Below are 11451 nucleotides of genomic sequence, written 5' to 3' on the forward strand. Positions count from 1 at the left end.
TTCGCACCGGACGCCGCTTTCCGGTGCCCGCCGCAGCGCAACCAGGCCGGCCCGGCGCTTTCGCCAAGCCGGAAGGGCGAACCGGAAGACAGTGCAATCCGTCGCTTCATCGGTACAAGGAGTCATGATGCGTCCATCCGCTGCCCATTGCCTGCTGCTGAGCCTGGGAGCTTCCCTGGCCCTGGCCGAGGAACCCGCGCCGGCACCGATTCCAGCCGCGCAGCCTTCCATTACGCAGGCTACCGCCGAACTGGAGCGCCGCCTGGTGGAAACGGAACGCCAGCGCGACGAACTGGTCAGTCGTATGCGCCAGGAGAACCGCCAGTTGCGCGAGCAGCTGCAGGCGGCCCAGGCGCAGCGGCAACCGCCGCTGCTCACGGAAGAGCAGACCTGGTATGTCGCCGGCGCCGCCACGGCCCTGCTCGCGTTCGTCCTCGGTGCCCTGAGCCGCGGCCGCCGGCGACAGCGACGCGAATGGATCAATTGAGCGACACTCGATGAGCGAACTGCTGTTGATCGACGATGACCGGGAGCTCTGCGAGCTGCTCGGTACCTGGCTGGTCCAGGAAGGTTTCTCCGTGCGTGCCAGCCACGACGGCGCCCAGGCCCGTCGCGCCCTCGCCGAGCAGACACCGGATGCCGTGGTGCTCGACGTGATGCTGCCGGACGGTAGCGGCCTGGAACTGCTCAAGCAACTGCGCGGCGACCATCCCGACCTGCCGGTGCTGATGCTGTCCGCCCGCGGCGAGCCGCTGGACCGCATCCTCGGTCTGGAACTGGGCGCCGACGACTACCTGGCCAAGCCCTGCGACCCGCGCGAACTCACCGCACGGCTGCGCGCCGTGCTGCGGCGAACCCACCCGGCGCAACCCAGCGCGCAGATGCAACTGGGCGACCTGTCGCTGAACCTGACGCGCGGCGTGGCGCAGATCGACGGCCAGGAGATCAGCCTGACCCTTTCCGAAAGCCGCATCCTCGAAGCGCTCCTGCGCCAGCCCGGCGAGCCGCTGGACAAGCAGGCCCTGGCGCAACTGGCGCTGGGCCGCAAGCTGACCCTCTACGACCGCAGCCTGGACATGCACGTCAGCAACCTGCGCAAGAAGCTCGGCAGCCACCCCGACGGCAGCCCGCGCATCCTCGCCCTGCGCGGCCGCGGCTACTACTACAGCCACTGAGCGGGTTTCGTCAGCCCGCCGACACAAGGTCTTTACCCAAGCTTTACCCAGGGCTGACCGCGCTTGACCTTGACCTCCCTAGACTGGGCTCATCCGGTAAATGGCCGGACCCAGAAAGGAGAAACACCATGCGCAAGACGCTAACCGCCCTGTTCATCGCCGCCGCCCTGCCGACCTTCGCCATGGCCGCGCCCGCCGCCAACGACCTGCCACCCCCGCCGATGGAAGGCGGCCACATGATGGGCCAGCACGGTCCCCGGCATGGCGGCCCGATGAAGGAACTGGACCTGACCCGCGAACAGCGCCAGCAGATGGGCAAACTGATGGGCGAACAAATGAAGGCCCGCCACGAGATCACCCAGCGCTACCTGGCCAAGCTGCCGGCGGCCGAGCAGAAGGCCCTGAAGGACGAACTCAAGGCCAGCCACGAGAAGACCCAGAAGGACATCCGCGCCCTGCTCACCCCCGAGCAGCAGAAGAAGTTCGACGAACTGCAGAAGAAGCGCGAGCAGCGCAAGGCAGAGTGGGCCGAATTCCAGCAATGGAAGGCCGACAAGAAGTCCAACTGACGTCCGAGCCACCGCTACCGGGTCCTCCGGTAGCGGTCTTCCGACCAGCCGGAATCGCATATCCTAGGGGTTTACCCTCGCGGCCGGCCCGACATGCGATTCAACAGGAAAACCATGCGTTCACTCTTCTGGCGAATCCTCGCCGCCTTCTGGCTGGCCCTGCTGCTGGTCGCCGGGCTGTCCATCCTGCTGGGTCGTGCGCTGAACCAGGACACCTGGATCATCGCCCGCCATCCTGGCCTGAAGGATCTCGCCGAGCAGTGGACCGCCCTCTACGAAGAACAGGGCAGCTACGCGGCCCAGGGCTTGCTGGAGCAACGCCGTCGCGACTACGGGATTTCCATCCAGGTACTCGATGAAAGCGGCCAGCGCCTGGTCGACGGCACCTACCTGCCGCGCCCCCACCACCGCCCGCCGCGCACCAGCGACCGCAACCTGCCGCGCTTCCCCTGGCGCCAGCTGAGCCAGGAATACGTCAGCCCGCAGAGCAACCATACCTATCTGTTCATCTACCGCATCCCGCACCCGGAGCTGGAGGCCTGGCACCGCGGCAGCCTGCTCTGGCCGCTCAGCGCGCTGGGCATCGCACTGGTGGTGCTGACCCTGTTCAGCCTGCTGCTGACGCTGTCCATCACCCGTCCGCTGAACCGTCTGCGGCGCGCCGTGCACGACCTCGGCCAGACCGCCTACCAGAAGGACAGCCTGGCCCGCCTGGCGCGGCGCGGCGATGAACTGGGCACCCTGGCGCGCGATTTCAACCGCATGGGCGAACGCCTGCAAAGCCTGATCGGCAGCCAGCGTCAGTTGCTCCGCGACGTATCCCACGAACTGCGCTCGCCGCTGGCTCGCCTGCGCATCGCCCTGGCCCTGGCCGAACGCGCCGAACCGGAAGCGCGGGCGCAGATGTGGCCGCGCCTGGAACAGGAATGCGACCGCCTGGAAGCGCTGATCGGCGAGATTCTCGCCCTCGCCCGGCTCGACGCCGAACCCGGCGCGAGCCAACGGATCGCCCTGCTACCGCTGCTCCAGCGGCTGCGCGAAGACGCCCTGCTGCTGGCTCCGGAACAGGATATCCGCCTGGAGGTGGCGCCTGACCTGAGCATCGACGGCTGGCCGGACATGTTCGAACGCGCGGTAGACAACCTGCTGCGCAACGCCGTGCGCTTCAACCCCGTCGGCCAACCCCTGGAGGTGCGTGCCAGCAGCGCCGGCGACTACCTGCGCCTGAGCGTCCGCGACCATGGGCCAGGCATCGCCGCCGAACTGCAGGAGCAGTTGGGCGAGCCGTTCTTCCGCGCACCCAACCAGAGCAGCCCGGGACACGGCCTGGGCCTGGCCATCGCCCGCCGCGCCATCGAGCGCCACGGCGGGCACCTGCGCCTGGGCAACCATCCCGACGGCGGCTTCATCGCCACCCTCAGCCTGCCGCTACGGCGCAAGGCGACCGAATGACGCCGCGCCCAGATGAACAATTCCCCAGGAGCATCCGGCATGACTCTTCCCGCTTCGTTGTTCCTCGATGAACGCCCGCTCGCCCAGGCCATCGCACCGCCGCCGGAACCTCCCGGCGACGAACCGCAATCGCTGGTCCTGGCGGTCGAGCTGGGACAGGTCGCCCAGCAACTGCGGCATCGCTGGGCGCGCCTCGACCTGAACCTGCCGGAACGCGGCACCTGGCCGCTGGAAAGCTGGCGCCCGGCCTTGCACGAGGCGCTCTACGGCCTGCTCGGCGGCGCCGCGCAGGCCCGCCCGTGGCAGCGCATCACACTGAATCCGGCGCTGGACGCACGCCACGGCCGGCTGCGCCTGGACATCCTCGGCCAGGCGGAAGAAGGCCGGCGCTGGCTGCCGGCGGCCGTGGAAGCCGCCCGACGACTGGCCGGCTGGCAGGGCGGACGACTGCTCTGGCACGCCCAGGGCGCGTATTGGTGCGTACGCCTGCTGTTGCCGCTCAGCCCGGCCAGGCGCTGACGAAGGCCGTCGGGTCGAGTTCCGCCGGCGTGCGCAACTCGCCCATCGGCGTACCCAGGTAGACGAAGCCGATGATCCGCTCCTGCTCGCCGAGCCCCAGGCCGGCGTGCACCACCGGATCGGTGGCCATCTCGCCGGTCCGCCACATCGCCCCCAGTCCCTGGGCATAGGCGCCCAGCACCAGGCCGTGGGCGGCGCAGCCGGCAGCCAGCAGTTGCTCAGCGTGCGGCACCTTCGGGTGGTCCTGCAGGCAAGCGACCGCCACGACCAGCAGCGGTGCGCGCAGCGGCATGTTGCGGGCCTTGGCCAGCGCTTCCTCGGCGGCGTCCGGCTGGCGGCTCGCCAGGGCGCGGGCGTAGAGGTCGCCCAGGGCCCGGCGGCCTTCGCCCTCTACCAGGATGAAGCGCCAGGGCCGCAGTTGCCCGTGGTCCGGGGCACGCAAGGCGACCCGGAACAGCCGGTCGAGCTGCTCCGGCGAGGGCGCGGGATCGCTCAGGCGGGCGTGGGAAACGCGAGTGAGCAAGGCGTCGAGAGCCTCCATGGGCGAACTCCTGTCAGAAACGAAATCGCCATTGTAGACGCAATCGCCAGGCTCACGCCCGCTCTCAGGCGACCCGTCCCGGCGCCAGGTGCGGCTGCAGCGGCGGGGTCAGCGGCGGCAGGCCGTAGGCGGCGCGCGCGGCATCGCAGGCCGGGTTGGGCTGGCCGTTGGCCCAGGCCGCCTCGAACTCGCGGCAGGTACTCGAGCGCTGCTCGTAGACGGTGCAGCGAACGCCGCAACCGACCTCGCCGAGCAGCCCGACGCAGCGTGCCGGCTTGTTCTCGGTACCGCTCATGGCAACCATCTGCGGGCTGATGCGGACGGTCAGTTCGTCGGGTACGACGCCGCCTGCGGAACGGCACTCGCCCCAATAGAAAGACACACGAAAATGCGCACAGCAGGCGCCGCAGGTAAGACACGGATTGTCAGTGGACATGGTTGGCAGAACACCAGAGAAACCGGCGAGCGCCGGCGGGCGAAGCGAGATTCTAGCGATTTCGCGGCAGCTGTGAAGAGGGGTGCAGCGGCAGATTTACTCTCCGCGGACGGCTGGTAGAATGGCCGGTCCGCCACAGCCCAGAGCCCCACGATCCATGGCCTTGCCGACCCTACGTATCCTCGGTTTCATCATCGGCATCTTCCTGATCACTCTGGCCGCCAGCATGCTGGTCCCGATCCTGACCATGCTCGCCTTCGACCGTACCGAAGGCATCCAGGCATTCATCTGGTCCAGCGTCGCCACCTTCGTCACCGGCCTCGGCCTGGTCCTGCCGGGACGTCCCGAGCATGTCCACCTGCGCCCGCGGGACATGTACATGCTCACCGTATCGAGCTGGGTGCTGGTATGCATCTTCGCCGCCCTGCCGTTCGTCCTGCAGCAGCACATCAGCTACACCGATGCCTTCTTCGAAAGCATGTCGGGAATCACCGCCACCGGCTCCACCGTGCTCAGCGGGCTGGACGACATGTCCCCGGGCATCCTCATCTGGCGCTCTCTGCTGCACTGGCTGGGCGGCATCGGCTTCATCGCCATGGCCGTGGCGATCCTGCCGATGCTGCGGATCGGCGGCATGCGCCTGTTCCAGACCGAATCCTCGGACCGCTCGGAAAAGGTCCTGCCACGCTCGCACATGGTCGCCAAGTACATCGTCGCCACCTATGTCGGCATCACCCTGCTCGGCAGCCTGGCCTTCTGGGGCGCGGGCATGAGCCCGTTCGACGCGGTCAACCACGCCATGTCGGCGATTTCCACCGGCGGTTTCTCCACCTCCGACCAATCCCTGGCCAAGTGGAAGCAGCCAGCGGTTCACTGGACCGCGGTAGTGGTGATGATCCTCGGCAGCCTGCCGTTCGCGCTCTACGTCGCCACCCTGCGCGGACACCGCAAGGCGCTGATCAAGGACCAGCAGGTCCGCGGCCTGCTCGGCCTGCTGCTGGTGACCTGGCTGCTGATGGGCACCTGGTACGCGGTAACCTCCAAGCTGCCCTGGATGGATGCTTTCCGCATCGTCGCAGTGAACGTCACCTCGGTGGTCACCACCACCGGCTTCGCCCTTGGCGACTACAGCATGTGGGGGCACTTCTCGATCATGCTGTTCTTCTACCTCGGCTTCATCGGCGGTTGCTCCGGTTCTACCGCCGGCGGTATCAAGATCTTCCGCTTCCAGGTCGCCTATACCCTGCTCAAGGCCAACCTCTACCAGTTGATCCATCCGCGCGCAGTGCTCAAGCAGAACTACAACGGCCATCGCCTGGACGAGGAAATCGTCCGCTCGATCCTGACCTTCTCGTTCTTCTTCGCGATCGTCGTCTGCCTGCTCGCCCTCGGCCTGTCGCTGATCGGCCTGGACTGGATGACCGCGCTCACCGGTGCCGCCAGTACCGTGGCCGGCGTAGGCCCGGGGATGGGGCCCATCATCGGCCCCTCGGGCAACTTCGCCAGCCTGCCGGACGCCGCCAAGTGGCTGCTGGCCGCCGGCATGCTGCTCGGTCGCCTGGAGATCATCACCGTGCTGGTCCTGCTGACCCCGGCGTTCTGGCGCCACTGAGCGCTCACGGGCCTGTCTGCAATGGCTCTACTCAGGGACTGAAAAGCCGGTGTAAGCTTCTGCACCATGACGACACAGCCGCAACCCGGCCACGTGAGCCTGGATAGCTCCACCCAGCCCGCCCGCGTCAGAGCCATAGGTGATTGGACGCTCGCCCACTACACGGCTCTGGAGCGCGAGGTGACGCGCCTGCGCAGCGAAGTGGCGGGCAACGCCAGCTTCGACCTGAGCCAATTGGGCGCCCTGGATACCGCCGGCGCCGCCCTGCTCGCCGAATTGCTCGGCGCCGAGCGCCTGGCCGACCTCGCCGAGCTGGAGCCCGGCCTGCCGCGCGAGCGCCAGGCCCTGCTGAAGACCGTCGGCCACGCCCTGCACGACTTCTGCGAGCCGGAGAAACCCAAGCCGCCAACCACCGCCATCGAACTGCTGGCTCGCATCGGTTGTGCCATGGAGACCTTCTGGCTGCACCTCAAGGCACTCCTCGGCTTCATCGGCCTGACCCTGGAGACCCTGTTCCGCAGCCTGGTCCGCCCGGCCAGTTGGCGGGTCACGCCGCTGGTGGCGAACATCGAGAAGAGCGGCCTGGACGCGGTGCCGATCATCGCCCTGCTGACCTTCCTGGTCGGCGCGGTGATCGCCTTCCTCGGCGCCACGGTGCTGGCCAACTTCGGCGCGACCATCTACACGGTCAACCTGGTGGTGTTCTCCTTCCTCCGCGAGTTCGCCGTGCTGCTCACCGCGATCCTCATGGCCGGCCGCACCGCCAGCGCCTTCACCGCACAGATCGGCTCGATGAAGGCCAACGAGGAGATCGACGCGATCCGCGCCCTCGGCCTCAACCCCATCGAGCTGCTGGTGCTGCCGCGGGTGCTGGCGCTGCTGGTATCGCTACCGATGCTGACCTTCGTCGGCATGCTCTGCGGCATCGTCGGTGGCATGACCGTCTGCGCCTGGACCCTGGACATCCCGCCGGCGATGTTCCTGTCGATCATGGAGGACGGAATCGGCGTACAGCATTTCCTGGTCGGTATCAGCAAGGCCCCGCTGTTCGCCTTCCTGATCGCCGTGATCGGCTGCCTGGAAGGCTTCAAGGTCAGCGGCAGCGCCCAGTCGGTGGGCGAGCACACCACCACCAGCGTGGTCCACTCGATCTTCGTGGTGATCCTGCTCGACGCCCTCGCCGCGCTGTTCTTCATGGAGATGGGCTGGTGAACCAGGACAACCCGCAGGCGATCATCCAGGTCCGCGACCTGTGCAACCGTTTCGGCGCCCAGGCGGTCCACGAGCACCTCGACCTCGACGTCCGTCGCGGCGAGATCCTCGGCGTGGTCGGCGGCTCCGGCACCGGCAAGTCGGTGCTGCTGCGCAGCATCGTCGGCCTGCGTCGGCCGACCTCCGGCAGCGTGCGGGTGTTCGGCGAAGACCTGCTGCAACTGCCAGAGGAGCGCCGCTCCCTGGTCGAACGGCGCTTCGGCGTGCTGTTCCAGCAGGGCGCGCTGTTTTCCTCGCTTACCGTGGTGGAGAACGTCGCCCTGCCGCTGATCGAGAACGCCGGCCTGCCGCGCGCCGACGCCGAGCACCTGGCCCAGGTCAAGCTGGCCCTGGCCGGGCTACCGGCCAACGCCGGCGACAAGTATCCGGCCTCGCTTTCCGGCGGCATGATCAAGCGCGCCGCCCTGGCCCGCGCCCTGGCGCTGGACCCGGACATCCTGTTCCTCGACGAGCCCACCGCCGGCCTCGACCCGATCGGCGCGGCGGCCTTCGACAACCTGATCCGTACCCTGCGCGACGCCCTCGGCCTGACCGTGTTCCTGGTCACCCATGACCTGGACACCCTGTACACCATCTGCGACCGGGTCGCCGTGCTGTCGCAGAAGAAGGTCCTGGTAGTCGATACCCTGGAACGGGTCGCCGCCACCGACGACGCCTGGGTCCGCGAATACTTCCACGGGCCGCGCGGGCGCGCCGCCCACCAAGCCGCCGCCGTGCCGGAGAATCACTGAGATGGAAACCCGAGCCCACCATGTGTTGATCGGCCTGTTCAGCGTGATCGTGATCGGCGCCGCCCTGCTCTTCGGCCTGTGGCTGGCCAAGTCCGGCTCGGAGGGCAAGTTCAACTACTACGACATCGTCTTCAACGAAGCGGTCAGTGGCCTTTCCCAGGGCAGCTCGGTGCAGTACAGCGGGATCAAGGTCGGCGACGTGGCCTTCCTCCGCCTCGATCCGAAGGACCCGCGCAAGGTCTGGGCACGCATCCGCGTGGTGGCCAGCGCGCCGATCAAGCAGGACACCACCGCCAAGCTGGCGCTCACCGGGATCACCGGCACCTCGATCATCCAGCTCAGCAGCGGCACGCCCGCCAGCCCGATGCTGGAGGGCAAGGACGGGAAGATCCCGGTGATCGTCGCCACGCCCTCGCCGCTGACCCAGTTACTGAGCAACGGCGAAGACCTGATGGGCAACATCAACCAGCTCATCGCGCGCTTCAGCAACCTGCTCTCCGAGGAAAACACAGCGCGCATCAGCCGCACCCTCGACCATCTCGACCAGGCCACCGGCGCGCTCTCCGCCGAGCGCGAGAACGTCAGCGCGGTGATGCAGCAGTTGGCCCAGGCGAGCAGGCAGGCCAACGCCGCCCTGGCCCAGGCCAGCGAGTTGATGCGCAGCGCCAACGGCCTGCTCAACGAGCAAGGCAAGGGGATGCTGGAAAACGCCAACAAGACCATGGCTTCGCTGGAGCGCACCAGCGCCACCCTCGACCAGTTGATCAGCGAGAATCGCCACTCGCTGGACGGCGGCATCCAGGGACTCGCCGAGCTGGGCCCGGCGGTCAGCGAACTGCGCGATACCCTGGCGGCACTGCGCGGAATCAGCCGGCGCCTGGAAGAGAACCCGGCGAACTACCTGCTGGGCCGGGAAAAAACCAAGGAGTTCACCCCATGAGGCTCGCCCTTCGCCCGCTGCGTCGCCTGTCCCTGGCCGCCGGCCTGGCCGCGCTCGCCACCCTCGGCGCCTGCTCGATCCTGCCGGAGGCGCAGGTCCTCCAGGTCTACCTGCTACCGGTGCACAACCCTCCGGCCAGCGCCGCCGCGCGGCCGGTCGACTGGTCGCTGCGGATCGCCCGGCCGCGTACCAGCCTGGTGCTGGAGAGCCCGCGCATCGCGGTGCGCCCGCACGGCGACGAAATCAGCGTGTACCAGGGCGCGCGCTGGAGCGATCCGGCGCCGTCGCTGCTGCGCGATCGTCTGATGCAGGCGTTCCAGGCCGACGGCCGGGTCCGCGGCCTGAGCAGCGACGACAGCAACCTGCAGGCCGATTTCGAACTGGGCGGCGACCTTCGCGCCTTCCAGACCGAGTACCCGAACGGCCAGGCCAGCGCGCTGATCCGCTACGACGCGCGCCTGGTGCGTACCGACGACAAGCGCGTGGTCGCCAGCCGGCGTTTCGAGGTCAGCCAGCCGGTGGATGGCAAGAAGGTCGCGGCGGTGGTCAGCGCCTTCGGCAAGGCCGGCGATACGCTGTCGGCCCAGGTTCTCGACTGGACCCTGCGCCAGGCCTCGGCGCAACCCGCCGTGCAGCCCTGAAGCGTCCCGCCTGGCCTGGCGACTAGCCCGGGCGCTCCTGGCGGCGCGCCCGGTATTCGTTGGGCGTGCAGCCGAACCAGCGGCGGAATGCCCGGAAGAAATTGCTCGGATCGGCGAAACCCAGCAGGTAGGCGACTTCCAGCAAGGTCAGGCCGGGCTGCTGGAGATACTGTTCGGCCATATCCCGGCGCGTGTCGTCGAGCAGTTGCTGGTAGCTGGTGCCTTCTTCCTGGAGGCGCCGTTGCAAGGTGCGCTGCGACAGGTGCAGCGCCTGGGCCACCCGTTCGCGCTTGGGCTCTCCCTGCGGCAGCAGCCGGCACAAGGTCTGCCGGGTCAGATGGGTAATGCGGCTGGTACTGAAACGCGCCAGGTATTCGCCGGCGAAGCGATCGTGCAACTGGGCCAGCGCCTCGTTGGCCGAGGGTAGCGGCGTCTCGAGGTCGACGCGGGAAAACACCAGCGCGAACTCCTCGGCGTGAAAGCGCAGCGGCGCGCGGAACAGCTCGACATAGGGTGCCAGCGGCTCGCGGGGCGCGCCGGGCAGCTCCACCGCCAGCGGGTCCAGCGACCGGCCGGTGATCCAGCGGACCATGTCCACCAGGTAGGCCAGCGAGCATTCGGCACTCTGCGGTGGCGCCGGCAGGCGATCGCCATGCACCGTGACGCCGATTCGATAGCCCTGCGGCGTGCGGCGGAAAGTCAGGTCGGACGCTTCCGCGATGATCCGCTGGTAGCGCTCCAGGCGCGCGAAGCCTTCCGCCAGGTTGCGGCTCGACATCAGCGCATAGCCGACGACGTGGAAAGCCGGGCGCCGGACCCGGGCGATGTTCAGGGCGATCGCCGGGTTGCCGCTGAGCGCCACCGCACGCTGCCACAGACGGCTCATGGCGTCCTGCGGGAAGCGCGCGTCGGGGTCCTGCAAGGCCTGGTAGTCGAGGCCCAGCTCGGCGAACAGCTGGCGTCCGTCGAGGCCTTCCAGCTCCAGGGCGAGGACGATGCCCTGGACCCAGCTGGACAAGGTTGTACGTTCCGGCATCGGTCTCTTCTTGTTCTGGCGGGAGGCACGCCGACCGTCGTCCGGCCTGGCGGCCCAAGGATACTAAACTGGCCCTGTATGTCATCCGCGACATCGTGCGGCCCGCACTACACTGCGCGGACACAACGAGAGGAGGCATTCCATGAGCAGCCCTGATGACGAGCGTTTCCACAGTTTCGCCGAGTTCTACCCCTACTACCTGCAGGAACACAGCAACGCGGTGTGCCGCCGCCTGCACTACGTCGGCAGCCTGCTGGTGCTGGCGGTGCTCTTCCACGCCGTGGCCAGCCAGCAGTGGCTATGGCTGCTGGCGCTGCCGCTGGTGGGCTACGGCTTCGCCTGGGTCGGCCACTTCGTCTTCGAGAAGAACCGCCCGGCCACCTTCAAGTACCCGCTGTGGTCGTTCATGGGCGACTGGGTGATGCTCAAGGACGCTTTCACCGGCCGCATCCGCTTCTGACCCATCCGCGCGGCTGGCCCCCGGGCCGGTCGCTCCCCCGTGACGACCGTCGGTCCCGGATCGGCGC

At 68.2% G+C, this 11451-nt stretch carries 14 protein-coding genes; 11 read left to right on the forward strand and 3 right to left on the reverse strand.

Annotation, left to right across the window (positions count from 1 at the left end; translation table 11 throughout):
• The first annotated feature begins 124 nt into the window (after nt 1–124).
• From HMPREF1224_RS18340 to HMPREF1224_RS18360, 5 genes are all read left to right on the forward strand, one after another.
• Complete coding sequence (locus tag HMPREF1224_RS18340; protein WP_003114832.1) at nt 125–487, forward strand: hypothetical protein; 363 nt, start codon at nt 125–127, stop codon at nt 485–487.
• Nucleotides 488–497: 10 nt separating this feature from the next.
• Nucleotides 498–1175, forward strand: a complete 678-nt coding sequence (locus HMPREF1224_RS18345; protein ID WP_003091491.1) for a response regulator transcription factor — start codon at nt 498–500, stop codon at nt 1173–1175.
• A gap of 128 nt (nt 1176–1303) precedes the next feature.
• Nucleotides 1304–1744 carry a Spy/CpxP family protein refolding chaperone gene (locus tag HMPREF1224_RS18350; RefSeq protein ID WP_003114831.1) on the forward strand — a complete coding sequence of 147 codons (441 nt, stop codon included), beginning with the start codon at nt 1304–1306 and terminating at the stop codon, nt 1742–1744.
• Between the two features lie 114 nt (nt 1745–1858).
• The gene (locus HMPREF1224_RS18355; RefSeq protein ID WP_003114830.1) at nt 1859–3196 is read left to right on the forward strand and encodes a sensor histidine kinase; all 1338 of its coding nucleotides are present in this window, start codon (nt 1859–1861) and stop codon (nt 3194–3196) included.
• Between the two features lie 39 nt (nt 3197–3235).
• Nucleotides 3236–3715 carry a hypothetical protein gene (locus HMPREF1224_RS18360; RefSeq protein WP_003114829.1) on the forward strand — a complete coding sequence of 160 codons (480 nt, stop codon included), beginning with the start codon at nt 3236–3238 and terminating at the stop codon, nt 3713–3715.
• Here HMPREF1224_RS18360 and HMPREF1224_RS18365 read toward each other — a convergent pair.
• The gene (locus HMPREF1224_RS18365; protein WP_003114828.1) at nt 3696–4256 is read right to left on the reverse strand and encodes a nitroreductase family protein; all 561 of its coding nucleotides are present in this window, start codon (nt 4254–4256) and stop codon (nt 3696–3698) included. The two genes, HMPREF1224_RS18360 and HMPREF1224_RS18365, sit on opposite strands and share 20 nt — an antisense overlap.
• 64 nt (nt 4257–4320) lie before the next feature.
• On the reverse strand, nt 4321–4692 hold the full coding sequence (locus HMPREF1224_RS18370) for a YkgJ family cysteine cluster protein (protein WP_003114826.1): 372 nt from the start codon (nt 4690–4692) through the stop codon (nt 4321–4323).
• Between the two features lie 157 nt (nt 4693–4849).
• Between HMPREF1224_RS18370 and HMPREF1224_RS18375 the strand changes: the two genes are divergently transcribed.
• The 5 genes from HMPREF1224_RS18375 (at nt 4850) to HMPREF1224_RS18395 (ending at nt 9888) form a co-directional block, all read left to right on the forward strand.
• Nucleotides 4850–6304 (forward strand): TrkH family potassium uptake protein, encoded by a 1455-nt coding sequence (locus HMPREF1224_RS18375; RefSeq protein WP_003114825.1) that lies wholly within the window; start codon nt 4850–4852, stop codon nt 6302–6304.
• 66 nt (nt 6305–6370) lie between these two features.
• Nucleotides 6371–7516 carry an MlaE family ABC transporter permease gene (locus HMPREF1224_RS18380; RefSeq protein ID WP_003116404.1) on the forward strand — a complete coding sequence of 382 codons (1146 nt, stop codon included), beginning with the start codon at nt 6371–6373 and terminating at the stop codon, nt 7514–7516.
• The gene (locus HMPREF1224_RS18385; protein ID WP_003114823.1) at nt 7513–8307 is read left to right on the forward strand and encodes an ABC transporter ATP-binding protein; all 795 of its coding nucleotides are present in this window, start codon (nt 7513–7515) and stop codon (nt 8305–8307) included. The genes HMPREF1224_RS18380 and HMPREF1224_RS18385 overlap by 4 nt, the downstream gene beginning before the upstream one ends.
• Nucleotide 8308: 1 nt before the next feature.
• Complete coding sequence (locus tag HMPREF1224_RS18390; protein WP_003114822.1) at nt 8309–9247, forward strand: MlaD family protein; 939 nt, start codon at nt 8309–8311, stop codon at nt 9245–9247.
• Entirely contained in the window at nt 9244–9888 is a 645-nt protein-coding gene (locus tag HMPREF1224_RS18395; protein WP_003109195.1) for an ABC-type transport auxiliary lipoprotein family protein, read from the forward strand. Before HMPREF1224_RS18390 ends, HMPREF1224_RS18395 begins: the two co-directional genes overlap by 4 nt.
• Nucleotides 9889–9910: 22 nt before the next feature.
• On the opposite strand, the gene HMPREF1224_RS18400 is transcribed toward HMPREF1224_RS18395, so the two are convergent.
• A complete protein-coding gene (locus HMPREF1224_RS18400) occupies nt 9911–10924 on the reverse strand; it encodes an AraC family transcriptional regulator (RefSeq protein WP_003114821.1) in 1014 nt (337 codons plus the stop codon).
• Between the two features lie 142 nt (nt 10925–11066).
• On the opposite strand from HMPREF1224_RS18400, the gene HMPREF1224_RS18405 reads away from it, so the two are divergent.
• Nucleotides 11067–11384, forward strand: coding sequence for an Mpo1-like protein (locus tag HMPREF1224_RS18405; RefSeq protein ID WP_003114819.1), 318 nt, complete (start codon nt 11067–11069; stop codon nt 11382–11384).
• Nucleotides 11385–11451 lie beyond the last annotated feature (67 nt).

This window comes from Pseudomonas sp. P179 (genome assembly GCF_000478485.2).
GTDB lineage: Bacteria > Pseudomonadota > Gammaproteobacteria > Pseudomonadales > Pseudomonadaceae > Pseudomonas > Pseudomonas aeruginosa.

Coding starts and splice junctions, on each gene's coding strand:
- HMPREF1224_RS18340 (WP_003114832.1), top strand. CDS start 125: ATGATGCGTCCATCCGCTGCCCATTGCCTGCTGCTGAGCCTGGGAGCT.
- HMPREF1224_RS18345 (WP_003091491.1), top strand. CDS start 498: ATGAGCGAACTGCTGTTGATCGACGATGACCGGGAGCTCTGCGAGCTG.
- HMPREF1224_RS18350 (WP_003114831.1), top strand. CDS start 1,304: ATGCGCAAGACGCTAACCGCCCTGTTCATCGCCGCCGCCCTGCCGACC.
- HMPREF1224_RS18355 (WP_003114830.1), top strand. CDS start 1,859: ATGCGTTCACTCTTCTGGCGAATCCTCGCCGCCTTCTGGCTGGCCCTG.
- HMPREF1224_RS18360 (WP_003114829.1), top strand. CDS start 3,236: ATGACTCTTCCCGCTTCGTTGTTCCTCGATGAACGCCCGCTCGCCCAG.
- HMPREF1224_RS18365 (WP_003114828.1), bottom strand. CDS start 4,256: ATGGAGGCTCTCGACGCCTTGCTCACTCGCGTTTCCCACGCCCGCCTG.
- HMPREF1224_RS18370 (WP_003114826.1), bottom strand. CDS start 4,692: ATGTCCACTGACAATCCGTGTCTTACCTGCGGCGCCTGCTGTGCGCAT.
- HMPREF1224_RS18375 (WP_003114825.1), top strand. CDS start 4,850: ATGGCCTTGCCGACCCTACGTATCCTCGGTTTCATCATCGGCATCTTC.
- HMPREF1224_RS18380 (WP_003116404.1), top strand. CDS start 6,371: ATGACGACACAGCCGCAACCCGGCCACGTGAGCCTGGATAGCTCCACC.
- HMPREF1224_RS18390 (WP_003114822.1), top strand. CDS start 8,309: ATGGAAACCCGAGCCCACCATGTGTTGATCGGCCTGTTCAGCGTGATC.
- HMPREF1224_RS18395 (WP_003109195.1), top strand. CDS start 9,244: ATGAGGCTCGCCCTTCGCCCGCTGCGTCGCCTGTCCCTGGCCGCCGGC.
- HMPREF1224_RS18400 (WP_003114821.1), bottom strand. CDS start 10,924: ATGCCGGAACGTACAACCTTGTCCAGCTGGGTCCAGGGCATCGTCCTC.
- HMPREF1224_RS18405 (WP_003114819.1), top strand. CDS start 11,067: ATGAGCAGCCCTGATGACGAGCGTTTCCACAGTTTCGCCGAGTTCTAC.